The sequence below is a fragment of the Burkholderia sp. WTPI3 genome (assembly GCF_021483755.1).
Taxonomy (GTDB): domain Bacteria; phylum Pseudomonadota; class Gammaproteobacteria; order Burkholderiales; family Burkholderiaceae; genus Burkholderia.
In genome coordinates this window covers 27814-50434 of record NZ_JAGIXF010000013.1, presented here as the reverse complement: position 1 = coordinate 50434, position 22621 = coordinate 27814, and the positions used below count along the sequence as shown (strand labels likewise).

Below are 22621 nucleotides of genomic sequence, written 5' to 3'. Positions count from 1 at the left end.
GCAGAACGTGACGTTGCCCTGTGTCGAATGCCGCAAAATAGTCACCGCCTGTGGCAGACAGCCCACCGGCGCGTCGAACGCAAGGGATCAGGATCGCGCACCCGGACCTCGGCACCACGCACACGTATCGCCGATCGATCCGGTTGTGCGGAAGGCGCTTACGTCGCGTTAGAGAACCGGATCTGGCGTCAGAACCTGAGCGCATTGCTCGACGCGACCTGGCTGAAGCGAGGACTGAGTCTGGATATGTGTTAATGATGGTCGATCACGCAGTCACTCCGCGATAGCCACCGGCACGCATGCCTGCAGATGGAACCGACACTTGCCGCCGCAAGCGCGCGGGCGCTCACCATCGCGCGGCCCAGGCGCGTGCTCATGAATATGTGGCCCAGCGTGGCCCCTTTTCCCGTGCGGCGGTCGCTACGGCAAGGCCATCGGCAGACAATCGCCGAATTTTCACTTGCCGCACTCGACCGCCCATGTGCCGAGCGGTTTATTTAGACTTTTAGAACCAGCAATTCCAGAAACCATTCGCCGAGCCTGAGCAACTTCAGGCAGAAGCGGCTTGTTGCCTGCTCTTCGGCGACGGCTGAACATTTTGCCAACTCGATAGCGGCCAGGCTTCCGCACCTGGCACCGCAGCGCGCGCTCGCACACGGGAATGCCGCTTCGCAAGCGTGTCGAACTTCTTCGGATTGTTGCTCATCAGTCGCACCGACGTCGCCGCGTTTCGAGGATCCGCAAAATCGCAAGCGGCGGAGTCGTATTCACGCGTCGTCGGGCAGGCCGAGATCGAGATTGGCCTCGACGGTATCGCGCCCCTGCTCCTGCAGCGCATACGCACGAATCTTGTTGCTCAGGCCGATGCCGCGCCCTTCGTGGCCGCGCAGATAAGAGCAGCACGCCGCGGTCTTCCGCGGCGATGTAGCGCAGCGCGAGATCGAGTTGCTCGCCGCAATCGCAGCGGTAGGAGCCGAACACGTCGCCGGTCAGGCACTCGGAATGCAGCCGCGTCAGCACGGACTGCTCGCCGGAGACGTCGCCCATCACGAGCGCGAGAAGTTCGGCATCGCTGCCCGATACGCGGAAAGCGTACGACGTGAACGTACCGTAGCGCGTGGGCAGCGACGCGCGGTGGCGACGAGCGTCACGCACTCGTCGGCCTGGCCATTGCCCGGCGTGGGCGATTGGGGACGCGAAGACATCATGAATTCAATCGAACGATCAGAATGTAGGAGTTACGTGGATAGTGCGTGCCCGAGTTTTACCGCTAATCTGGAAACGTCACGCGACTGCCGCCACAGGCCCGGCTATACTGGCCTCATCGCGCGCATCACGCCCTGCCTTCCCTGCATCGTTCTGCACACGGAGAAAGCAAATGAGCACGACTGTCGCGCAGATTCTCAAAGCCAAGCCTGATTCGGGCCGCACGATCTACACCGTCACGAAAGCCGATTTCGTCTACGACGCCATCAAGCTGATGGCGGAAAAGGGCATCGGCGCGTTGCTGGTCATGGACGGCGACGACATCGCGTGGGCATCGTTACCGAACGAGACTACGCGCGCAAGGTCGTGCTGCAGGATCGTTCGTCGAAGGCCACCCGCGTCGACGAAATCATGACGACCAAGGTGCGCTACGTCGAACCGTCGCAATCCACCGACGAAGTGCTGCTGGCGCTGACGACCGAGCACTTGGATGCGCCACTTGCCCGTCCTCGATGAATGGCAAGCTGATCGGCCTGATCTCGATCGGCGACCTCGTGAAGAGCGTGATTGCCGACCAGCAGTTCACGATCAGCCAGCTCGAGCACTACATCCACGGCACGCCCACGGTCACGTCCGCCTGACCCCGCCCCAGCAAAAAAGGCCCAAACGCGCGAGCGTCTGGGCGGAAAAGCCGCCGGAATGCGGCGACGGAGGTTCTGTTTCGCTAACGCGGACGCGCGCATGGCGCGCGTCCCGTCGGTCATATGCTGCGCTCGGGCAGACCCGGGGTATTCAGTTGCCGAAGTAGACCGAACTATCGGATTCTGGGCTGCGCGTCATGCGGCGGCCCGACTGTGGCCGGCGGCGGTCGCCACTGCACCATAGCCAGCCTCATGTATCGGCTTGCGCGAGCATCGGCTGGTTCGGCTGGATGCGTTGTTCTGCTACCTGGACGTTCTGCGGATATTGCGCATCGCTCGCGAGCGGCTTGTAGCCGTTCTGTTCGAGTTGCACGAGATCGGCCCGACCTATGCAAGCGGGGTCAAGCCCTGGTCGGACTAGAACGATGCAATCGGGGCGGCAAGGACGATGCGCCGATCGCTGCGTGAAATGACTGACTGCCATGATGGACCTCCGAAATATGTTCTTTGACCCGCTCGGCAGAACCGGTCCATGGCAGTAGCGAAGCCCTCATCAGTCAGCGGGAAAACCCTTGGTTTGGACATACAGCGTTGCGTTTTTGACAAAACATTAGCGGCGCCACCGGCCCATGAAATAGCTATCACTTAAATCATTTCCACAACAATACCTGACGAAAGGCCGACACCCGACTCACCGCCCCGGAAGGTTATGTTGTAGAATCGTAAGGTTTTATTCGCCCCTCGATATTCGATCTATCATGCACGCGCTCACGCTCCTTTCCATTTCGCCGTCCGGTCCGGCCGGCGTGCGTGTGCGCGTCGACCATCCGGCGCACCCCTTACGCTCGACGCACGGCCCAGTGCCGCTCGCCGCCGCCCGGCGCCTGATCTGACGGACTGGTCTCCTCCCGGAGCCACGTCAGACGGGCTCCGGGCGATCCTCATAGGCACGCCACACCCGCCCGGCGCTGACTGTTTGGAGAACCCATGAAACAACGCCTTTACCACACCAACCAGACGTCGCCCGCTCCGAGAAGCACGCCGAAAACAATCCCCGATTCCAGACGATGCTCGACACGCTGCTCGAGCGCGCCGATATCGTCCAGCCAGACGCCGTGAAAGCCAACGTCGTCACGATGAACTCGCAGATCACGCTGCTCGACGAAGCATCGCAGGAACAGGCCACGTGGACGATTGTTTATCCCGATGCCGCCAATCTCGAACTGGGGCGCCTGAACGTGTTCTCGCCGGTCGGCATGGCATTGCTGGGTACGCAACGCGGCCAGCTCGTCAAAGTCATGCAGCCGAGCGGCATCGAGAAGCTGATGAAAGTCTCCGCCATCAGGTTCCAGCCGGAAGCCAACGGCGAATACACGCGCTAACGGCGCCGGCCGTCTTGAGATCGTTGAAGACCTTCATCCAGAACTTGGCGCCTTCGGTGCCTTCGATCCACAAGCCCAGAATATCGCGTGTGCCGTCGGGTAGAACGCCCAGCGCAGCGTGGACGCCTTTGTTGCGCACCACGGCGTCTTCGCGAATCTTGACCCGTAGCGCATCGAACACGACCGGGTACATGGGGTTCGAGCGGCCGCTGGCGCGGTCACTTCGGCCATGACCTCGTCGGTGACCGAACTGATGAAATCGGGCGAAACCGCGGTACCGTATTGCTCCTATGGAAATTCCTCGGATCTCGCGCACGGTCATGCCCCGGGCATACATGGCGACGATCTTGTCGTCGAAGCCCGTGAAGCGCCTCTCGTGTTTGGGCATCAGCAGCGGCTCGAAGCTACCGTCGCGGTCGCGAGGCACCTCGATACGGATCGGGCCGTCCTCGGTCAGAACCGTCTGGCGCCCGAGCCATTGCGCTGGTTGGTCACGGCGCTCGGCTTGGCAGCGCCTGGCGGGTAGCCGAGATGGTGACTCATCTCGCCGCTCAGCGCCCGCTCGATCAGCGCCTCTTGGTAAGCGCCCGAGCAGCACCGTAGTGCAGGTTGTTGACGACGGAGATCCGTTTCGCTCTGCCGGCACCACGAGCGCACCGCTGGCTCGCGGTTCAGGGTGAAGCGGTCCGGCCCTGCAGCTGCGGATAGCGATTGAGGAGATCGGACACGATCTCCTGCGCCGTCTGCTCGAGCCAGCCTTCGTCGTTACGGGTGCCGCCCAGGAACACCAGCGCCGATGAAAATTCCAGCTGGTATGTCGACAGTCCACCGTCCCCGCCCAGGTAGCCGACCCGGTGCACGAAGCCGTGGATCGGACGATAGACGGAGTCGGCAAACGGGGCGGTGGGCTGCTGGATCCACAGCGTGACGGGCTGGTGCATCAGAGACAGCAGCGCGGTGTCGTCGCGTAGCGACGCGACGTCGAGCGTCCAGTTGTAATCGCGGCCGATCCTGGCCGTGCCACGAGCCCGCAACGGAATCAGCGCGTTCTGGCCCAGCGACGTGTCCAGCTTCGGCAGGCGGTTGCGCTGCAGCAAGCCCCGATGAATCGCGTCGTACAGCTCGCGAAATTTCAGTTCCCCGAGCGCAAGTGGCCTGAGTACCATTTTTCTCTCAATGTTTTTCTAGAATTTGCCGCCAAAGGTACGGCAAACTCATTTCAGGCAGCGTCAATGACGTGAAACTTTAGCGATTGTCAAATATCCTGCTCTAATTTCGAGGCTGGCGCCGCAAGCCGCCGATCATCGCCTTGATCTGCGCATCGATCTCGCCGGCCAGGTTGCCCCATTCGGCGGTCACTCGGCGGGCAGAAGCCGCCGTTTGAATAGCATGCAATCCTGCAGAGACCTCGCGGCATCCGGCCAGTTCGACGCGCATCATGCCGCCAGGCGCCGAAACTTCTGCCTGTTCGTCGTGGGTCAGTTGCCGCACGCGGCGCATCTGATCCACCCAATCGGCCAGTTCGTCGGCCCAGTCGCGCAGGCGATACAACCGTCGCCCGAACGATGGCGTCCCCGTAAAATCGGGCAGGAAGTGAACCAGAAGCGCCTCGTTTCCGGCTGCGGTCGTCACGATGAGACGATCGGTCCCATCGTCGATGGCTTCGATCCGGACGTCGTCGATGAACGTGGTTGGGTCGCGCGCGGCAACAGCGGCTTCGTGATGCGCGAACAGGCTTCCCTCCCCATTTTCTTTCCCGGGCTGACAGCTGCGAGCGGCATCCTGCCCAATGCGCCCGCGATACGCCTGTCAAGGGCGCCTGGATTCGGCTTCCATCTTTCAATGTCCAACTCTACTGGATTTTCATCCTACAAATTGGAATGCGCATGCTGATCAGTTACGCCCGCATTTCGACCGATGACCCGCATCTCGATCTGCAACGCGACGCGCTTGTGCAGGCCGGCTGCGAATTTTCGAAGACGACTGTGTATCGCGCGCTACACCGCGTCCAGCAACCGCATTCCGTGCACCACGCCGATCACGGCAAGCCGAGGGTGCTGCCGCAGGCAGAACCCTCCAAGCCACTTTGACGCACGAATCACGTGATTAAAAAAGCGCCGACGTTTCCGTCGGCGCTTGAGGGTAACGATGCATTCCGATGTATTTGTACATCGCAAGCCTGCGATGTGCGAAAGCCCTGTAAACGGGGTTTCCTCGATACCATCTCACGAACTATGTATCGTTAGGGTATAAGTTCCGCGACCTCGCTTTTTTGCGTCCGGACGCCCTGCATCTCCGGCACCGCCATCGCTTCAGGCGTTTCCGCCGTCGACGGACGAAAAAAAGGCGCCCGAAGGCGCCTTTTTTTGATACTGCGAAGCTGGTTACCCAGCCGTCACGCTTAGAAGCGGTGACGCAGACCAACCGTTGCTGCGGTTTGGTTGATCGACGAGCTTGCTGCCGTCGTCGGGTCGCCGTTGTAGATCGACGCGCCGCCTGCATTCTTCGATGCGCGTTGGTACACAGCTTGTGCGTACACGTCCGTGCGCTTCGACAGCGAGTAGTCAGCTTGCAGACCGAACTGGTTCCAGTGTGCGCTGCTGCCGTCAACCTTCGCGCTCGTGTACGTGTAAGCAGCACCCAGGCCGAGAGCCGGCGTCAGGTTGTACTTTGCGTTGACTTCGTAGTTGTCAGCGTGGAACGTGCCGCCGCCGTTAGCTTGGTTGTCAACACGCGATTGCGTCCATGCTGCGCCAACTTGCGCCGGGCCGAATGCGTATGCAGCTGCCGCGCCGTACGTGCGCAGGCGGCCTTGGCCGTTGAACAGTGCGTTATCCGACACGACTGCGCCCGACGACGTTGCGTTCGGGTTGTTCGCTTGCGAGTAAGCTGCACCCAGCTTCAGGCCTTGGAACTGGTACGACACGCCGCCGCTGTATGCACGGTTGTTGCCGAAGTTCGTGTCGTTCGAGAACGAGTACGTGCCGCCGAATTGCAGGCCAGCGTAGTTAGCGCTCGTGAACTTGATCGAGTTGTTGTTCGAGTAGCCGCCGTTCGTGCTCAGGTTGTCGTTGTTGCCGACGTGAGCGAAGTACGTACCACCCCACGAACCCGTTGCGGTCAGCGGAGCCAGGTAGTCTTGAACGGAGTCATACTGCTTGCCCAGCGTAACCGTGCCGTACTGGCTCGACAGACCGACGAATGCCTGACGGTTGAAAATCGTGTTGTTGCCACCGTTCGCGAACTTGCCGTTGCCGATGCCGAAACCGCTTTCCAACGTGAAGATTGCCTTCAGGCCACCACCGAGGTCTTCCGAACCACGCAGGCCGAAGCGGCTCTGGTCAATGCCCGAACCCATCGACCACAGCGACTTGCCTTGGCCAGCTGCGTTCTGGACGTTGCTTTGGTAGGTGATGCCTGCGTCCAGCACGCCGTACAGCGTGACGCTGCTTTGCGCGTGAGCGACGGTAGCGAACGATGCTGCAGCTGCTGCAACGATCAGAGTCTTGTTCATTCGTGGAGCTCCCTTCTAAAAAGAGGCAGGTCTCGCGACCTTGTTCATAAACGGTCTGCAACCGCCCGGAAACGCCATCGGTACTGCTGGCTGCGCCCGGATAGTTGCCCGTTTGGGAACCGTGAGTTTAGGGGTGTACCCTAGGGGAGCGATCCGCAAATAAAGAAATAAGCTTTTCCAGAACTAGAAATAATAGAAATGGGGACGCGTTATAAGTATTTGTTTTAGCTTCTTTTTTTGGCTTCTTGACGCGTGCTTTTTGGAGGCTTTCATCCCACCATTCTTTCATGTCACCAGCTTGACGGTTGCATAGAAACAACAAGCAGAACGAGGCATCGCCGCGAAATCGGCAATTTTTACCTATTTTCACCTCGGATACCGGGTTTGACCGACTAAAAATGCAACGCCCAATTGGTAAACAACAGTAAACGAAGGAGGACGCCGCTGCTGCGGTTGCCATTCGCCTGCACAAGCGCCGGCAACGCGCGGCTTGCCGCAAAAAGGCAGCGCGGACGGCGACCGCCGTCGTGACATGTAGTAACAGCCTTAACGCCCGCCGTAACGCGGCCGCGGAACTGGCAGGTTAATGTAAGGCAGCCCGTATTACAGAAGAGGACCCGCCATGAATCGACGCTCACTGTTGCACGCCATCGGACTGACCGCCGCCCTCGCCGGTACAGGCGGCTGGTTGCGTACCGCCTCGGCTCAGCCCGCGCCGCCGCCGGGATACCGGCCGCCGGGTCCGAACCACGCGCCCGGCAGGCCGCCTTATCCGGATCGCCCGGGCTTTGCACCGCCCGCGCCGCGACACGACCGCCGCCCGCCGCCACCGAGGTCGCACGGCTACGTGTGGACCGACGGCTACTGGCGCTGGCAGCGCGGCCGCTATATCTGGGTGTCCGGCCGGTGGGTCGCCCGCCGCCCGGGGCATCGATGGGTCCCCGGCTACTGGCGGCGCCAGGGCCAGATATGGGTCTACGTCGATGGAGCCTGGCGATAGACAGCAGACGCGTCGGCGATGGCCCGACGCGACTCAGTCGGACGGCGGGCAGTTCCGCGCCGTTCGGCTGCCGGACGATCCTGCCCGGCGGCCAGTACCTGCATCGGCCGATATCACCGGAGCACGAACGCCATCCGAACCGGAACAGCGATCGGTCATACGCCCTGCAGCACACCCGTTGTATCCGGCTTCCGCGACGGCCCGGCCACGTCGATCCGAAACGATCGACGCTCACGAGTCACTCCGCCCTCTGCGCATCGGGACACGAAATCATCGCCTCGGTGCACGTCGCAACCAACGCATCGCGGGCAGTCAGTTCGCAACGTGAACGAATCTGGCGAATGTCACTCTGCCCCTGCCACGACCACGGCGAGTCAAACACCCTGGCCGCCGCCGGGTTCGCAAGCGCGCATCCATGCGTTTGCAATGGCGCATGTGCAGCCCGTCCGTTTCACCCGAAAATTCGGACGCCGAAATCATCTGCCACCCAAGCAAGCGAATACCCGTCGGTTCGCCACACATCGGGATGACGCTGCGGCGTGCCGCGCCCCGCTCAACACCCACTGCCCTCCGGCTCCTGCACTCGACGACGCGCAGCGCAAATCGCACGGTGATGTTCGTCGGCCCAGCGGATCATCGCATGCATCGGCGTCAGGAACGACTGACCGAGCTCGGTCAGCGCATATTCGACGCGCGGCGGCACTTCGGCGTACAGCGTGCGGCTGACGAAGCCGTCCTGCTCGAGCCGCTTGAGCGTGCGCGACAGCATCTGCTTCGACACATCGCCGATCGCGCAGCCGAGCTCGTTGAAGCGCAACGTGCCGCCGGACAGCGCTTCGAGCACGAGCAGGCTCCACTGATCGCCGATACGGTCGAGTACATCGCGAATCGGGCACGGCTGATCGAGTTCGACGGAGTCGTCGGCGGACGGAGACGGAGACGGCATGGCAGGATTCTCTTTCACGGGCAATACGAGGTCACAGCGGCGTGACCTGTTCACACCGCTGTGACTTCTTGTGACGGGTTCGCGGCAACTGTACCATTCGAGCGACCCGACGGGCCGCACGGTTTCGCCAGTTCTACGAAGCATGCGGCTGCACGCCGGCGCCGCGCGCCAGCGGCACCCGTTCGCGCGCCGATCCTCACGATCGGCGGCACCCGCAGTCGCGCCCCCCGCGCCATCCACGAATCGCCAGACAAGGAACCCCGACATGTCACCGCTCCGCCTCCCCGTTCGCACCATCGCCGCGTTCGTCCTGCTGGCCGCATCGACGGCCGCGCTGGCCGCCGGCCCGGCCACGCGCGACGTTGCCGCCGAGGAGGCCAACCGCCAACTCGTGCTGACGTTCTACGACCGCTTCTTCAACAAACACGAAGCAGTCGAAGCCGCGGCTGTCGTCGCGGACGACTACAAGCAGCACAACCCGCACGTGCCCGACGGCAAGAAGCCGTTCGTGTCGTACTTCGTCGGCGCATTTCAGAAGAACCCGGAATCTTGCGCACGCATCGTCCGCAGTGCGGCCGACGGCGATCTCGTCTATCTGCACGTGCATGCGACCGAGCATCCGGGCGATCGCGGCGAGGCGGTTGTCGACATCTTCCGCGTGCAGGACGGCCGGATCGTCGAACACTGGGACGTGATCCAGCCGGTACCGGAAAAGTCCGCGAACGCGAACACGATGTTCTGACCGGCCGAGGCCGCGCATCGCCGCGCGGCCGGCACCTCGCGAAACGCGCATGATCGCCCGGCGCCGGCGAAGTCACCTACAATCGTGCATCGCCGCCACGCCGCCCCGACTCGCATCACCGGATCGGGGCATCATCCGTCCGCGCGCCGCCGCGCGCGCTGCACGGCCAGCGCGCGCGGCCGTTCGCGAAGATGGTGTCAACGATGAGCCCTGCCCACATTTCACTGAATAGCGCCGGCGACCTGGTCGCCAGCCTCGGCAGTCCGCAGTTCCCCGCCCGGCTCTGGGGCTGGCTGCGCGAAACGGTCGATCCGCAGTCCCACTACAGCGTCGCGACCCGTTACCGGCGCGGCGCGGGATCGCAGGCGGTCGACGGCGTCGACGTGCTGTTCTTCGCGGGTGGCGACGATCCAGGCGGCACGCGCCATGCGCTCGATCTGTATACACAGGGCGACTGGCGCAACGACACGTTGCTCCCGCACATCGAACGCGTCACCGATTCGCAGCTCGTGTTCTCGTGCAACGAGGAAATCGACACGGCGACCGAGTACGGTCGCCAGTTCGCGCTGGGCGATCTCGGCGAGGACTGCACGCTGCTCGGCAGCGAGCGAGACCATGTCTATGCGTTCTCGCTGTTCCGGCGGCGCGGCCAGCCGTCCTATACGCTGGCCGAGCTGAGCCTGCTGCGGCAGCTCGGCGATTTCGTGCTGCCGCTGCTGATCCAGCACGCGCGCCTGGCGCGGCTCACGCCACGCCAGGACGACGGCGCGCTGCTGCAGCGGTTCGAGCAACGGCTGGCGGCCAGCGGCGCCGCGCTGTCGCAGCGCGAGCGGCTCGTGTGTCGCGCCGTGCTGCAGGGCCGACCCGTTCCGCGAATCGCCGACACGCTCACGCTCAAACCGAGCAGCGTGCGCACCTACCTCGGCCGCGCGCTCGCGAAGCTCGGCATCGCCAACCGGGCCGGGCTCTTCGCATGGTGCGTGACGGATGAAGACGCGCCGGCCGCCGGCGATCGCTAGAGAAGCGTATCTCGTCCTCACCTTGCCGCCTTTGTCGCGCTTGTCCTTAAAACGACGACAGACAGCAGACCGGCCCGCTCCTAGTATCTGACTCACCCGACGACAGCGGCGCGTCGGATGCAACGGAGACACGTCATGCCGAACCACGGATGGACGCCCGCCCGCGCGGCCGGGCGCGCGTCTCGCGACGGCGGGCCGACGCGCATCGATCGGCAAAACCGGTATCGCGTACCGCGCCGCGCGCGGGCATAACGCCCTTCATTCCATTCCAACCCGACCGGGTCCACGCGACCGGACGCGCCTGACGGCCCGCCCGATGGATGCGAGCGCCCGTCGATTCCCCAATCCGGAGGAGACACATGCAACACGCCGACACCGTTTATCTGAACGGCCTGCTCTACACCGGCGACGCACAGCGCCGCTTCGCGCAGGCGCTCGCCACGAAGGACGGCAAGATCGTCGCCGTCGGTCGCGACGACGATATCCGCCCGCTCGCCGGCCCCGCGACGCGCATGGTCGATCTGGCCGGCAGGCTGATGCTGCCGGGCCTGATCGACGGCCACGCGCACCCGCTCGAAGGCCATCAGATTCTCGGCGACTTCGATCTGTCCGGGATTAACGACCCGGATGCGATCCTGCAGCGCATCCGCGCGTGCGCCGCCGCGACGCCGAACGAGCCGTGGGTTTATCTCGGCGGCGCGAACCTCGCAGCGTTCGGCGCGTATCCGAGCCGCGAACTGCTCGACCGGATCGTTCCCGATCGGCCGCTGCTCGTGGTCGGCTTCGACGTGCACAGCGGCTGTCTCAATACGAAGGGGCTGGAAGCGGCCGGCATTACGGCCGATACGCCCGATCCGGCCGGCGGCGTGTACGAGCGCGATGCGTCGGGCGCGCCGAACGGCGTCGTGCACGAAGCAGCGTTTTACCGCGTCTGCCCGATCATTCCGCAACTGAGTCCGGCCGGTTATCCGAAGTCGCTCGCGAAAGCGCATGCGATGACGCACGGCTACGGGATCACCGGCTGGTTCGACGCACGCGTCGAGGAGGCCGAGCTCAAGGCATATGCCGCCGCGCAACGTGCCGGCCAGTTGAAGACGTACATGAGCGCGGGCCTCTACGCGAACCCGCGCCGCGATCCGCGCGAACAGATCGAGCGCTTCGTCGCGTGGCGTCGCGAGTACGAGCGCGACAACCTGCGCCTGCATACGGTGAAGATCTTCGTCGACGGCGTGCCCGAATCGAAAACCGCCGCGCTGCTCGAACCGTACGCCGGCACCGACGACTGCGGCCTCGCGCTGTGGCGCCAGGACGCACTCAACGAAATCTGCCTGCTCGCCGATACGGCCGGCTTCGACCTGCACTTCCATACGCTGGCGGACCGCGCGGTGCGCATGACGCTCGACGCGCTCGAATACGTGCAGATCCGCAACGGCATGCGCGACCGCCGCGCGCAGCTCGCGCACCTGCAACTCGTCGATCCGGCCGACATGGGCCGCTTCAACCGGCTCGGCGCGATCGCGAGCGTCCAGACCCTGTGGACGGCCGCGCGCGAGGAGCAGCAGCAGTTCTATCGCGACCTGCTCGGCGCCGAGCGCACCGCCCGCAACTATCCGTTCCGCAGCCTGCGCAACGCGGGCGCGATGCTCGCGGCGGGTTCCGACTGGTCGGTCAGCACGATGGACCCGATGCAGATCATCCAGACCGGCGTCACGCACCGGCTGATCGACCAGCCCGACAGCCCGCCGTGGAATCCGCACGAGCGTCTCGACCTGCTCACGATGCTCGAGGCCTACACGGTGAACACCGCGTATGCGCTGCGCTTCGACGATTGCACAGGCTCGCTCGAAGCAGGCAAGGACGCGAGCCTCGCGATCCTCGACCGCAATCCGTTCGAACATCCGGTCGGCACGTTCGCGCAAACGCGCGTGCTCGAGACCTGCTTCCGCGGCGAAGTCGTGTATACCGCGCCGGGCTGGGCCGATTGAACACCGGCCGAGCGCCCGCCGGACGCCGGCCAGACGCGCGTCAGGCGACGTCGAGCGCGAGTACCTGATCGGTCGTCAGCACGTCGCCGAACGTGTCCGACAGCGCGGCCAGCGTCGCGCGATGGAGGTCGCGGTGCGGCACCGTGCTGCCGTCCGCGATATCGAGGTCGCGCGTCGCGCATGCGTCGTCGACGACAATCACCGCATAGCCGAGCGGCACCGCATCGCGCGCCGCGCCGGCAACGCATGCATGCGTCATCAGCCCGGTGACGATCAGCGTGTCGATCCCGGCCGCCTTCAGGCGCGCGTCGATGTCGGTCGTCGGAAACACACTGACCGACGTTTTCTTCACGACCGTGTGCTGCGGCGCGGGTTGCAGGTCCGCATGAAAACGGAAGCCGTCGCTGCCGTCCGCGAAGATCGGGCCGCCGGCCGCGCCGACGTGCTGCACGTGGAATACCTGAATGCCCGCGCGATCGGCGAATGCGATCACGCGCTGCGCGTTGCCCAGCGCACGCGGCCCTTCCGGAATCGGCAGGCGGCCGCTGAAATACTCGTTCTGGAAATCGATCACCAGCAGCGCGGTGCGGGCGGCGTCGATCGACGTCGGCGCGCTCGCGCCGGCCAGGGTGCGGATGGTCGGATGTTGCATGGGTCGCTCTCTACTCCAGGTTGGCACATCGAACGGAACGGCGGTACGGTCGGGCCAGCGCCGCCGGACGCGATCGTTCGGCCGCTTACCGCCGGTGGCGGGCCTGCCGCGACCGCGAAGCGCCAGTGTCGGGCCGCGCAGCCGCGCGCGACAGCGGCCCGCAGGACAACGTCCGACAGAATCGGGCCAACCTGTACGCGAGTGCCTACGACAATGCCGCGCGCGCCCCGGCCTGCTTGCGTCGTCCGTAGAACGCCATCATCCCGAAGCTGAGCAGGAAGCCGGCGCCGCCGATCAGCAGCAGCCCGGTCTCGCCGAATGCCGGCAGCAGGTTGGTGAGCGCGCCCGTCACGACCCACGCGACGGCCATCACCGAGCCCGCGACGCCGAGCGCCCAGCCCTGCCGGTCCTCGCTGACGGCGTCGGAGAATGCGGTGTACATGGTCGTGTAAGCGACCATGTCGAAGCAGCCGACCACCATCGCGAGGGCCCACAGCACCGGCTCGTGCGGAAACAGCGCGGACAGGATCTGGCCGAGACCGGCGACGAGCAGCCCCGTCTTCGCGATGTCGACCACGCTCCACACACGCAACATCAGCCGCACGACGAACAGCAGGCCGAATACGAAACAGACGCCGATCACGCCACTGAACAGCCCGAGTTGCGCGCTCGTATAGCCGAACTTGGCCTGCAGCAACAGCATGATGGTCTGCAGGTAGAGCCCGTAGCCGACCTGCATCAGGAAGAACACCACCGACAGGAACACGACGTTACGCTGGCTCGCGGCTTCCCACACGATCCGCAGCGGCAGCAGCAAATCGATGCGCGTATCGCCGCGCGGCGCGGCCGTATCGCGATACGACGCCCAGGTCCAGCACGCGCAGATCAGCGACAGCGCGGCAACCAGCACGAACGGCGTGCCGTAGTCGAACAGCGGCGAGATCGTCCGGTCGGACGTAACGCCGCCGAGCACCGGGCCAACGATCACACCGGCGCTGAACGCGAGCGACATGATGCTCATGTTGTATGCCTTGTTCTCGGGCGTGCTCAGATCGGAGATGGCCGCCTGTGCGATGCCCTGGCAGCCGGCCATGAGACCGGTGAGCCCGCGTCCGGCCAGCAGCAGCGCGACGCTCGCGTGCCAGACGCCGGCCGCCATCAGCGCATAGCCAGCCGCGAGGCCGAGCAGGCACAGCAGCAGGATCCGGCGGCGGCCGTAGCGGTCCGACAGTTCGCCCATCAGCGACGAGCCGAAGAACATGCACAACGGATAGATCCCGTAGCCGAGACCAAGGTAGAAATTGCGTGCGTGCTCGCCGGCATCGGCCGGCAGGAGGCCCGCATGCGGATCGCTGAAGATCGCGGACATCATCGGATAGACGAGACCGAAGCCCATCGCGTCGATCGCGATGGCGAGCAGGCAAGGGCCGAGCAGCGTGTAATCGAGCCGGGACATGGCGACCTTCCGGACGGAGTGGATGATCGCCCAAGCGTAATGAGCGGGCGGCGCCCCCGGTAGGCCGCCGTCCGCGATACTGACCATCGGCGGCGCCGATGGCCTGTCCGCTGCATGCGCCGATAACTGACCGGCCCGGACCGGAAGCAGCTAGTCGGCGCTCAGCGGCTCGGCCCGAAACTGCCGGCGGGCAAGCACGCACGGCGCACCGTCGTGCATGAACACGGTCGCGGCGAGCCCGAACGACGCCGCGAACAGCACGTACCACGCGGGCGCGACGGGCGACCCGCTCGCGCGCGTGAGCCAAGTGACGATGAATGGCGCGAAGCCGCCAAACACCATCACCGCGACGTTGTACGCGAGCGCGACGCCGGTCGAACGCGAGCGCGTCGCGAACTGCTCGGCGAGCGTGGTCGGCGCAGGGCCGTAGATGACGCCGATGATCGTGCAGATCACGAGTTGCATCACGAGCAGGCGGCCGATGCTCGGCGCCGCGGCGAGCCACGAGAACAGCGGATAGGTGAGCGTCAGCATCGCGAGCATCCCGGCGAGCAGCACCGGGCGCCGGCCGATGCGGTCGGACACGATCGCAGACACCGGAATCGTCACGGTCAGCAACGCGACCGCGATCATCTGCGCCTTGAACACCTGGTCGAGCGGCAGCCCGAAGGTCTTGTGCACGAACGTCGGCATGTTGACGAGCATCACGTAGAACACGGCCGTGCCGGTGATCGTCTGCCCCATCGACACGAGCACGCCGCGCAAGTTGTCGCGCAGCACGCGTGACACGCTCGCGGGCGGCTCGACGACCGACTTGCTCGCGTCGAGGAACACCTCGGTCTCGTCCATGTGACGGCGGATCCACAAACCGACCGGCCCGATCAGCAGCCCGAGCGCAAACGGCACGCGCCAGCCCCAGCTGTGCAGCGCCGCGTCCGACAGCGACTGCGTGGCCCACGCGCCCATCGCCGCGCCCGAGAACACCGCGAGACACTGGCCGATCAGCTGCCATGAGCCGTACAGCCCGCGCCGGTTCGCAGGCGCGCTCTCCACCAGGAACGCCGTGGCGCTCGCATATTCGCCGCCCGTCGCGAAGCCTTGCAGCAGTCGCGCGACGACGATCAGGATCGGCGCGGTCGGGCCGATCGTCGCGTACGACGGCGCGAACGTGATCAGCGCGATCGACAGCGTCATCAGGAAGATGATGAGCTGCATCGCGGCCTTGCGGCCCTTGCGATCCGAATAGAGCCCGAGCACGATGCCGCCGACCGGACGCATGAAGAAGCCGACGCCGAACGTCGCAAGCGACATCAGCAGCGATGCGTACTGGCTCTCTGCGGGAAAGAACAGCCTCGCGATGATGCCGGAAAAAAAGCCGTAGACGATGAAGTCGTACCACTCGAGGGTATTGCCGATGACGGCAGCCACCACCTGCCGATGCCGCGTGTTCCGACGTGAGTCCCGCATGCTTGTCTCCTGCTGTGTCGTGGGCCGTACCGCATGGCCGCCGCCGTGTGCGGCGGGCAATCGTGAATCGCTGCGCGCGGCCGGACGAAGAAAGGCATCCGGCCCCCACGCATAACCGGCATGAACCGATGATAGGGACACCGAAAACCTGCATCAATTAACGGCAGCGGCGGATGCTTAACCGCAGATTAAATGTCTCGCGGCGCCACCTCGCGACGCGCCGATTCCGGATATTCGCGCATTGTTGTGCCCGGGGTTCTGCGGCAGAATCATCGATCGCCCTTCCCGCTGCCCCGACCATGCGCACTCGCATCAACGAAGAGATCACCTTCCGCAAGCTCGAAGTGCTGCTCGCATTCATGGAAGCCGGCAATCTCGCGAAAGCCGCCGAGGCGCTCAACGTCAGCACCGTCAGCGTGCATCGCGCGCTGCATACGCTCGAAGAAGGAATGCACTGCGCGCTGTTCCGTCACGAAGGACGCAACCTGATTCCGACCGACGCCGCGCAAGTGCTCGCCGAAGTCGCGGCCGAGGTGCTGAAGACGATGGCGAACGGGATCCGCTCGACCCGCGAAGCCGCCGGCTACGGTGCCGGGCAGTTGAAGATCGGCTCGCTGTATTCGCTGACGATCCGCACCGTGCCCGAGGTCGTGATCGCGTTGAAGGAGCGTCGCCCCGAGTTGCAGGCCGAACTCGTGCTCGGCTCGAACGCCGACCTGCTCGACAAGCTCCGGCAAGGCGCGATCGACGCGACGTTGATGGCGCTGCCCGAGCCGGACGCCGAAATCGAATCGATCGCGCTGTTCGAGGATGAAATGTTCTTCGCCGCGCCGATCGATTCACCGTACGCGCAGCGCGACGCGATCGATCTCGTCGCATGCCGCGATGAACCGTTCGTGTCGCTCGGCGAAGGCTTCGCGACGCACCACGGCTTCACGGAAGCGTTTCGGGCCGCGGGCGTCACGCCGAACGTCGTGATGCGCGTGGGCGACATCTTCTCGTTGATCAACCTGGTGTCAGGCGGCGTCGGCCATGCACTGTTGCCCGGCCGCGTGCGCGACCTCTTTGCGCACAAGATCGCGCTGGTGCCGCTCGCCGGGCCGCCCATCCGCCAGACGATCGGCCTGAGCTTCCTGCACCGGCGCGAACGCGACCCGAACCTGCTCGCGCTCGCGACCGTCTGCCGGCTGACGGTCAAGGGGCCGCACGCGGGATAATGCGCGGATCCGTCAGGCGCGGCGGCGCGCGGCACGCCATCCGTCGAACGACCAGGCGCCCGCCCCCGTCACGGCAAGCAGCAGCACCCCGCCGACGATGCTCACGTTCTTGTAGAAATGGATCGCGTTCGCCATCTGCGCGCCGCCCGTCATCGTCCAGTAGCGATGGCCAGTCAGTGCGGTCGCGAGCGTATACACCGCCATCAGCACCGCCAGCGGCCGCGTGCCGCAGCCGAGCATCAGCAGCAGTCCGATCCCGAGCTCGGCACCGATCGCCACGGCCGCCGCCAGCGCCGGAAACGGCAGTCCGTAGCCGGCCATCAGGTCGACCGTGTGCGATACGGCCATCAGTTTGTCCCAGCCGAACCGCACCATCAGCCACATCATCGCGACGCGCGCCACCAGGATCGTGGCGTCGCGGTAGCGTTCAAACCCTGCTTCGAACATCGTGTCTCTCTCCATCCGCATTGAATATCGGTAACGCGCGGTGCCGCCTGCCGCCGCGCGATGCATCAGAACTTGACGAGCAGGCCGATCCGCATCAGCAGCTGGTTGGCGGTCGACGACGGCGTCGTCTGGTTGATCTGCGCAACGGCCTGGTGGCCGTATGAGTCGAGACCGGACGCGTGCTGGTAGATGCCGACCATGTAGAGCGTCGTGCGCTTCGACAGGAAATACTGCGCACCGACGTTGAACTGCTGGTACTTCGCGTCGGGTGCCGTCGTGTACGTGTATGCCGCACCGAGCGACACGGCCGGCGTAATCAGGTACGTGACGTTTGCCTCGTAGTTGTCGAACGATGCGCTGCCGCGATACGGCGTGTTCAGCGTCGGCACGATGTTCTGGAAGCGCGTGTTGGTGTACACGACGCGCAATGTCGCGTTGCCGAGCGCGTAGCTGCCGCCCGCGCCGTAGGTCTGCAGCTTCGATGCCGACTGGTAGCCGCCCCAGATCGGCGTGGGCAGAGCCGTGGAGAACGCCACGCCCGGCGACGGGTTCGCGCCCGCGCCCCACAGCGTCACGGCCGGATTGTTGACCGTTTCGTAGGCGGCATCGAGGGTCAGCGGCCCGCGCGTGTACCGCGCGCCGACGCTGATCACGCGATTGGAGGAAAAGCTGCCCGGCACGCCGCCGAAGCCGTACAGCGCGGCCATGGAGAAGCCGTTGAAATCGGGCGTCTTGTACTTGATCGCATTGTTGATGCGGGCCGTATCGTTGAGATTGTCGACATCGGCCGCATGGGCGCCGAGATAGCCGGTGAAATTGCAGCCAGCCGCCAGCAATCCGAGATACTCGCCGCTCAGCTCGTCGTACTGGCGGCCGAGCGTGACGGTGCCGAACGGCCCGGTCAGGCCGACGAACGCCTGCCGGCCGAACATCAGGCCGCCCTGCCCGAGCCGCCCCGTGTTCGCGTCGTAGCCGTTCTCCAGCGTGAAGATCGCCTGCATCCCGCCGCCGAGATCCTCGCTGCCCTTGAAGCCGATGCGGTTGCCATACAGCGTGCCCGAAACGGCCTGGAACGCCTTGCCGCCGCCCATGTTGCTGACGTAGTTCACGCCGTTGTCGAGGGTGCCATACAGCGTGACGGAATTCTGCGCATGCGCGGCGCTGGCGAACGAAGCCGCCACGCCTGCCGCGATGATGCCTATTAATTTCATAAGATCTCCTTAATATTTATTTTATTTTTTGGGTACTGCCGGGTTAATTGATGCTGACGAACGATTCCGCCATCGCCCGAGCGATCGGATCGACGCAATCGCCCTGCCTGCCCTTCCATCGGCAGACGGCGTCCTGCCGTCTGCCCTGCCACGCTTATGCCGCGGCCAGCCCCATCAGCGCCTGCAACAGCGCCGTGCGGGTCTGCCCCCAGATCGCGCCCTTCCATGCGTCGTCGTCACCATAGAACGCGTCGCGAATCCGCTGCAGAATCTGACGGCGCAGCTCGGCCGGCGCATCCGGATGGCGGAGCAGCCAGTGCGACGCCCGCAGCCGGTAAATCACCTCGTCGAACGGCAACGTGCCGAATTCGAGCGCCATCAGGCCGACGTTCGCGTGCGGGCACTCATCGTGCACGATCGACGCGACGGGGCCCGACACGCCCGGCGATTCGGATTCGCCGTCGAACGGCGCGACGACGTCCGCGCCCCACCACGTGCGTGCGCGCGCCAGTTCGGCGGCGACGTTGCGCCCTGCGTAGATCTTCTCGCCATGGCCGCGCGGCCCGAGCCCCGTATGCGCATCGATCCATGCGATCGTCGTCGCATGCGCGGCGCGCTCGCGCAGGATCGTTCGCATCGTGCGGTTGTTCCACGTCGGCTCGCGGCCGCCGAAGAACATCCCGTCCGGCGTCGCGTACTGGCCGCTGCTCAGCGCGCTGTGATACGCGAGCATCCCGTTGCGGGCGATATAGTCGGCGAGCGCCTGCTCGTCGTCCGGCGACGGCGGCCAAGTGCTCGTCAACACGAGGCGGTCGACCTCCGGATAGGCGTCGTTGGCCGGCAACGCCCCGCTGAAATCGATGTGGTTGCGGTTCAGGTCGACGTTGTCCTGGTTGGTGCGCTGCAGGTACGAGAAACCATACGGATTGACCGCATGAATCAGCAGCAGCCCGACACCGGCACGCGCGAGCCGGGCCATCAGGTCGTCGTCGAACAGCGCGGCGATCTGGCAGCCGGAGCCGCAAAAGCCCTCCGGCCCGTGCGTGCCCGAACTGAGGATCAGCAGCCGCTCGGCGTCGGCAACGCCGATGCCTGCAACGTCGATCGCCAGCGTTTCGCCGAGCGCACCGCGCAGGTCGGGCAGCACGAACGACTCCAGCGTCGCGTGCCGGTGCACGGCTGCATCGAGAAACTTGCGGCGGGCTTCGGCATAGGAGCCGGAGAAATGGCGGGTGACAGGGGTACGTTCCATGGTGCGGGTCAGACCTTCGAGTAGGAGGAAACGCCGGATACGGCGGGAGCGTCGATCGCTTCACCGGTGCGGTCGCGCAGATACGGCAGGCCGGCCATCGACACGAGCGCGACGATGATCAGGTACCAGGCCGGCGCGACCTTGTTGCCGCTCGCGTGGACGAGCCACGTGCTGATGAACGGCGCAAAGCCGCCGAAGACCGCGACGCCGACGCTGTACACGAGCGACATGCCCGTTGCACGCACCGACTCGGGAAACATCTCCGGCAGGATCGTGATGCTCGGCACGGCCTGGATCGCGAGCACGGCCGTCAGCAGGCCGACCACCGTGAACAGCACGCCCGGCGTCGGCGACGCCTTCAGCCAAGCGAACGCCGGGTAGATCAGCAGCATGAGCGCGATCCGGCCGCCGACGATCAGCGGCTTGCGGCCAACGCGGTCCGACCAGCGCCCGACGAACGGCGCGCTGACGAGCGCCAGCGCCCCCGTGAGCGCCGCGGCCGACAGCGCGATGGCCGGGCTCATCCCGAGTTCGCGGATCGCATAGGTCGGCATATAGAAGCTGACGACATACGATGCGCCCGTGCCGCCCATCGTGACCATGATCGCGACGACGACCGCGCGCCCGTGGTCGCGGCACAGCGTCGCGACGCGGCCGCTGCGGCGCGCGCCACCCGGCACGGCCCGCGCGGGCTCGCCACTGTGGGTTTCCTCGAGCCGGCGGCGGATGTACGCGCCCACCGGCGCGATCAGCATCCCGAGCGCGAACGGCACACGCCAGCCCCAGCGTTCGAGTGCTTCCGGCGTCAGCGCGAACGACAGGACCGCGACCGTCAGCGCGGCCATCAGCACGCCGAGCCCCTGGCTCGCGAACTGCCAGCTCGCCATGTAGCCGCGTGTGCGCGGCCGTGCATGCTCGACGAGCAAGGTCGTCGATGCGCCGAATTCGCCGCCGGCGGAAAACCCCTGGATCGAGCGCGCGACGACGATCAGGATCGGCGCGGCCACGCCGATCGCCGCATAAGTCGGTGCCACGGCGATCAACCCGCAGCCGAGCGCCATCAGGAAGATGGTCAGCACCATCGCCGGCTTGCGCCCCGCGCGATCCGCATACGCGCCGATCACGACGCCGCCGAGCGGACGCATCACGAATCCGGCCCCGAATGTGCCGACTGCCAGCAACAACTGGCCGGCCGGATCGAACGACGGAAAGAACAGCTTGCCGATGATGAACGCGAGAAAGCCATAGACCGTGAAATCGTAGTACTCGAGCGCGTTGCCGACGGTCGTCGCGAGAATCGTCCGGCGCGTCTGCTCGCCGGCCTGCGGTTGGGGTTCCATGACGGGTGTCTCCTTCTGGGTGCGGTATCGCACTGGTTATATGCGACGCATTCTAGGCGGGTGAGCGTTGCCCGAAAAGACAACAATCCATTACACTCGTTGCCATTTGGTTAGCACCATGGGGCATGCGATGAAACCGAACCAGCTGCATGCATTCGTGGCCGTGGCCGCGCAGATGAGCATCCGCGGAGCCGCGCGGCAGCTCGGCGTGTCGGCGCCGGCCGTCACGAAAATCATCCGCGAACTGGAGCGCGAGATCGGCGCGCCGCTCGTCGAGCGCAGCGTCAAGGGCATCGTGCTGACCGAATACGGTGCGGCGTTGCTGCCGCGCGCACGGCTGCTGCTCGACGACATGCAGCGCGCCCGCGACGAGATCGTGCAACTGCGCGACGGCAATTTCGGGCACGTTCGCGTCGCGGTCAGCACGTCGTTCGCGCAAACGGTGTTCGTACCGGCCTACCGGCTGCTGCGCGAGCGGCGTCCCGGCGTAACAGTGCACGTCACCGAATCGGGGCTACCCGGCACGCTCGCCCGGCTGCGCGATGCGCAGACCGACTTCGCGATCATGCATGTCGACCCGCAGACACTTGACGACGACTTCGTCAGCGAACCGCTCGCGCCCGTGCGGCTGATGCTCGGCGTGCGCAACAAGCACCCGTTGCGCAACCGGCGCGCCGTGCGCGATTTTCTCGATGCTGAATGGGTGCTGCCCGGCGACGGCAACGATCCGATGTCGGCGACCAAGTGGCTGTTCGGCGCGTTCGGGCTGCCGGTGCCGTCGCGCGTCGTGCATGGCGATTCGATTTCGACCGCGCTCGCGCTGGTCGCCCAGATGGACCACGTCGGCTTCTTCGTCGAGCCGCTCGCGGACGAAGTATTCAAGCGCATGGGCATCCGGCCCGTCGAGCTCGACGATCCGATGCCGGTGCTGCAGATGTGTGCGATCCAGCGGCGCGGCAGTTCGCTGACGCCGGCCGCCGCGCAATTCATCGACTGCGTGCGCGACGTGCTCACGACGCGCTGACGCGTCTCCCGTCCTTTCCCTCTTCCTCTCGCGCGTAACCGGGCATCGCAACGATGCCCGGTACGCCACCTCGTCACCGCACCGATCCGCCGCGGCTAGCCTTACTGTGTCAATAAATTA

General features: G+C 65.2%; 20 protein-coding genes and 3 pseudogenes. 9 read left to right on the top strand and 14 right to left on the bottom strand.

The window, feature by feature from the left end:
* Positions 1-621: 621 nt before the first annotated feature.
* Positions 622-1208: pseudogene (locus J7024_RS09575) on the bottom strand (GTP cyclohydrolase II); the annotation flags it as partial.
* A gap of 170 nt (positions 1209-1378) precedes the next feature.
* Between J7024_RS09575 and J7024_RS09570 the strand changes: the two are divergent.
* Positions 1379-1847, top strand: a pseudogene (locus J7024_RS09570) (CBS domain-containing protein).
* 250 nt (positions 1848-2097) lie between these two features.
* On the opposite strand, the gene J7024_RS37460 reads toward J7024_RS09570, so the two are convergent.
* Entirely contained in the window at positions 2098-2220 is a 123-nt protein-coding gene (locus J7024_RS37460) for a hypothetical protein (RefSeq protein ID WP_268838165.1), read from the bottom strand.
* Between the two features lie 595 nt (positions 2221-2815).
* Here J7024_RS37460 and J7024_RS09565 point away from each other — a divergent pair.
* Positions 2816-3229, top strand: a complete 414-nt coding sequence (locus J7024_RS09565) for a GreA/GreB family elongation factor (protein WP_234745013.1) — start codon at positions 2816-2818, stop codon at positions 3227-3229.
* Here the strand turns inward: J7024_RS09565 and J7024_RS09560 are convergent.
* The 3 genes and pseudogenes from J7024_RS09560 to J7024_RS09550 form a co-directional block, all read right to left on the bottom strand.
* Complete coding sequence (locus tag J7024_RS09560; RefSeq protein ID WP_234745003.1) at positions 3189-3656, bottom strand: transposase; 468 nt, start codon at positions 3654-3656, stop codon at positions 3189-3191. The two genes, J7024_RS09565 and J7024_RS09560, sit on opposite strands and share 41 nt — an antisense overlap.
* Positions 3657-3850: 194 nt before the next feature.
* Positions 3851-4395: pseudogene (locus J7024_RS09555) on the bottom strand (contractile injection system protein, VgrG/Pvc8 family); the annotation flags it as partial.
* Between the two features lie 103 nt (positions 4396-4498).
* Positions 4499-4912, bottom strand: coding sequence for an Imm75 family immunity protein (locus J7024_RS09550; protein WP_260435055.1), 414 nt, complete (start codon positions 4910-4912; stop codon positions 4499-4501).
* A 203-nt stretch (positions 4913-5115) separates the two neighbouring features.
* On the opposite strand from J7024_RS09550, the gene J7024_RS37270 reads away from it, so the two are divergent.
* Positions 5116-5319, top strand: a complete 204-nt coding sequence (locus J7024_RS37270; protein ID WP_279607207.1) for a hypothetical protein — start codon at positions 5116-5118, stop codon at positions 5317-5319.
* A 311-nt stretch (positions 5320-5630) separates the two neighbouring features.
* Here the strand turns inward: J7024_RS37270 and J7024_RS09540 are convergent, their stop codons facing one another.
* Positions 5631-6743: a porin gene (locus tag J7024_RS09540; protein WP_096501234.1), complete on the bottom strand. Its 1113-nt coding sequence runs from the start codon at positions 6741-6743 to the stop codon at positions 5631-5633.
* Between the two features lie 622 nt (positions 6744-7365).
* On the opposite strand from J7024_RS09540, the gene J7024_RS09535 reads away from it, so the two are divergent.
* Positions 7366-7743 (top strand): YXWGXW repeat-containing protein, encoded by a 378-nt coding sequence (locus J7024_RS09535; protein ID WP_124828387.1) that lies wholly within the window; start codon positions 7366-7368, stop codon positions 7741-7743.
* A 553-nt stretch (positions 7744-8296) separates the two neighbouring features.
* On the opposite strand, the gene J7024_RS09530 is transcribed toward J7024_RS09535, so the two are convergent.
* The gene (locus J7024_RS09530; RefSeq protein ID WP_234745002.1) at positions 8297-8689 is read right to left on the bottom strand and encodes a winged helix-turn-helix transcriptional regulator; all 393 of its coding nucleotides are present in this window, start codon (positions 8687-8689) and stop codon (positions 8297-8299) included.
* A 265-nt stretch (positions 8690-8954) separates the two neighbouring features.
* On the opposite strand from J7024_RS09530, the gene J7024_RS09525 reads away from it, so the two are divergent.
* The 3 genes from J7024_RS09525 (at position 8955) to J7024_RS09515 (ending at position 12435) form a co-directional block, all read left to right on the top strand.
* Positions 8955-9431: a nuclear transport factor 2 family protein gene (locus J7024_RS09525; RefSeq protein WP_124828389.1), complete on the top strand. Its 477-nt coding sequence runs from the start codon at positions 8955-8957 to the stop codon at positions 9429-9431.
* A gap of 203 nt (positions 9432-9634) precedes the next feature.
* On the top strand, positions 9635-10450 hold the full coding sequence (locus J7024_RS09520) for a helix-turn-helix transcriptional regulator (protein ID WP_233410022.1): 816 nt from the start codon (positions 9635-9637) through the stop codon (positions 10448-10450).
* A gap of 359 nt (positions 10451-10809) precedes the next feature.
* A complete protein-coding gene (locus J7024_RS09515) occupies positions 10810-12435 on the top strand; it encodes an amidohydrolase (RefSeq protein ID WP_175750396.1) in 1626 nt (541 codons plus the stop codon).
* Positions 12436-12475: 40 nt separating this feature from the next.
* On the opposite strand, the gene J7024_RS09510 is transcribed toward J7024_RS09515, so the two are convergent.
* The 3 genes from J7024_RS09510 to J7024_RS09500 form a co-directional block, all read right to left on the bottom strand.
* Positions 12476-13087 (bottom strand): cysteine hydrolase family protein, encoded by a 612-nt coding sequence (locus J7024_RS09510; RefSeq protein WP_124828392.1) that lies wholly within the window; start codon positions 13085-13087, stop codon positions 12476-12478.
* Between the two features lie 205 nt (positions 13088-13292).
* Positions 13293-14543: an MFS transporter gene (locus J7024_RS09505; protein WP_124828393.1), complete on the bottom strand. Its 1251-nt coding sequence runs from the start codon at positions 14541-14543 to the stop codon at positions 13293-13295.
* A gap of 150 nt (positions 14544-14693) precedes the next feature.
* Complete coding sequence (locus J7024_RS09500) at positions 14694-16010, bottom strand: MFS transporter (RefSeq protein ID WP_124828394.1); 1317 nt, start codon at positions 16008-16010, stop codon at positions 14694-14696.
* A 299-nt stretch (positions 16011-16309) separates the two neighbouring features.
* Here J7024_RS09500 and J7024_RS09495 point away from each other — a divergent pair, with 299 nt between their 5' ends.
* A complete protein-coding gene (locus tag J7024_RS09495; RefSeq protein ID WP_124828395.1) occupies positions 16310-17227 on the top strand; it encodes a LysR family transcriptional regulator in 918 nt (305 codons plus the stop codon).
* 12 nt (positions 17228-17239) lie between these two features.
* Here J7024_RS09495 and J7024_RS09490 read toward each other — a convergent pair whose 3' ends face one another.
* The 4 genes from J7024_RS09490 to J7024_RS09475 form a co-directional block, all read right to left on the bottom strand.
* Positions 17240-17674, bottom strand: coding sequence for a DoxX family protein (locus tag J7024_RS09490; RefSeq protein WP_175750395.1), 435 nt, complete (start codon positions 17672-17674; stop codon positions 17240-17242).
* A 65-nt stretch (positions 17675-17739) separates the two neighbouring features.
* Complete coding sequence (locus J7024_RS09485) at positions 17740-18885, bottom strand: porin (protein ID WP_124828397.1); 1146 nt, start codon at positions 18883-18885, stop codon at positions 17740-17742.
* Between the two features lie 154 nt (positions 18886-19039).
* On the bottom strand, positions 19040-20137 hold the full coding sequence (locus J7024_RS09480) for a M14 family metallopeptidase (RefSeq protein WP_124828398.1): 1098 nt from the start codon (positions 20135-20137) through the stop codon (positions 19040-19042).
* Between the two features lie 8 nt (positions 20138-20145).
* On the bottom strand, positions 20146-21477 hold the full coding sequence (locus tag J7024_RS09475; RefSeq protein WP_124828399.1) for an MFS transporter: 1332 nt from the start codon (positions 21475-21477) through the stop codon (positions 20146-20148).
* Positions 21478-21607: 130 nt separating this feature from the next.
* On the opposite strand from J7024_RS09475, the gene J7024_RS09470 reads away from it, so the two are divergent.
* Positions 21608-22501, top strand: coding sequence for a LysR family transcriptional regulator (locus J7024_RS09470; protein WP_124828400.1), 894 nt, complete (start codon positions 21608-21610; stop codon positions 22499-22501).
* Positions 22502-22621 lie beyond the last annotated feature (120 nt).

What these genes read in the sequence shown, in the direction of transcription:
- J7024_RS09515 (WP_175750396.1), top strand. Translation starts at nt 10,810, where the DNA reads ATGCAACACGCCGACACCGTTTATCTGAACGGCCTGCTCTACACCGGC.
- J7024_RS09495 (WP_124828395.1), top strand. Translation starts at nt 16,310, where the DNA reads ATGCGCACTCGCATCAACGAAGAGATCACCTTCCGCAAGCTCGAAGTG.
- J7024_RS09500 (WP_124828394.1), bottom strand. Translation starts at nt 16,010, where the DNA reads ATGCGGGACTCACGTCGGAACACGCGGCATCGGCAGGTGGTGGCTGCC.
- J7024_RS09490 (WP_175750395.1), bottom strand. Translation starts at nt 17,674, where the DNA reads ATGTTCGAAGCAGGGTTTGAACGCTACCGCGACGCCACGATCCTGGTG.
- J7024_RS09535 (WP_124828387.1), top strand. Translation starts at nt 7,366, where the DNA reads ATGAATCGACGCTCACTGTTGCACGCCATCGGACTGACCGCCGCCCTC.
- J7024_RS09525 (WP_124828389.1), top strand. Translation starts at nt 8,955, where the DNA reads ATGTCACCGCTCCGCCTCCCCGTTCGCACCATCGCCGCGTTCGTCCTG.
- J7024_RS09540 (WP_096501234.1), bottom strand. Translation starts at nt 6,743, where the DNA reads ATGAACAAGACTCTGATCGTTGCAGCAGCTGCAGCATCGTTCGCTACC.
- J7024_RS09510 (WP_124828392.1), bottom strand. Translation starts at nt 13,087, where the DNA reads ATGCAACATCCGACCATCCGCACCCTGGCCGGCGCGAGCGCGCCGACG.
- J7024_RS09520 (WP_233410022.1), top strand. Translation starts at nt 9,635, where the DNA reads ATGAGCCCTGCCCACATTTCACTGAATAGCGCCGGCGACCTGGTCGCC.
- J7024_RS09505 (WP_124828393.1), bottom strand. Translation starts at nt 14,543, where the DNA reads ATGTCCCGGCTCGATTACACGCTGCTCGGCCCTTGCCTGCTCGCCATC.
- J7024_RS09475 (WP_124828399.1), bottom strand. Translation starts at nt 21,477, where the DNA reads ATGGAACCCCAACCGCAGGCCGGCGAGCAGACGCGCCGGACGATTCTC.
- J7024_RS09470 (WP_124828400.1), top strand. Translation starts at nt 21,608, where the DNA reads ATGAAACCGAACCAGCTGCATGCATTCGTGGCCGTGGCCGCGCAGATG.
- J7024_RS09530 (WP_234745002.1), bottom strand. Translation starts at nt 8,689, where the DNA reads ATGCCGTCTCCGTCTCCGTCCGCCGACGACTCCGTCGAACTCGATCAG.
- J7024_RS37270 (WP_279607207.1), top strand. Translation starts at nt 5,116, where the DNA reads ATGCTGATCAGTTACGCCCGCATTTCGACCGATGACCCGCATCTCGAT.
- J7024_RS09485 (WP_124828397.1), bottom strand. Translation starts at nt 18,885, where the DNA reads ATGAAATTAATAGGCATCATCGCGGCAGGCGTGGCGGCTTCGTTCGCC.
- J7024_RS09480 (WP_124828398.1), bottom strand. Translation starts at nt 20,137, where the DNA reads ATGGAACGTACCCCTGTCACCCGCCATTTCTCCGGCTCCTATGCCGAA.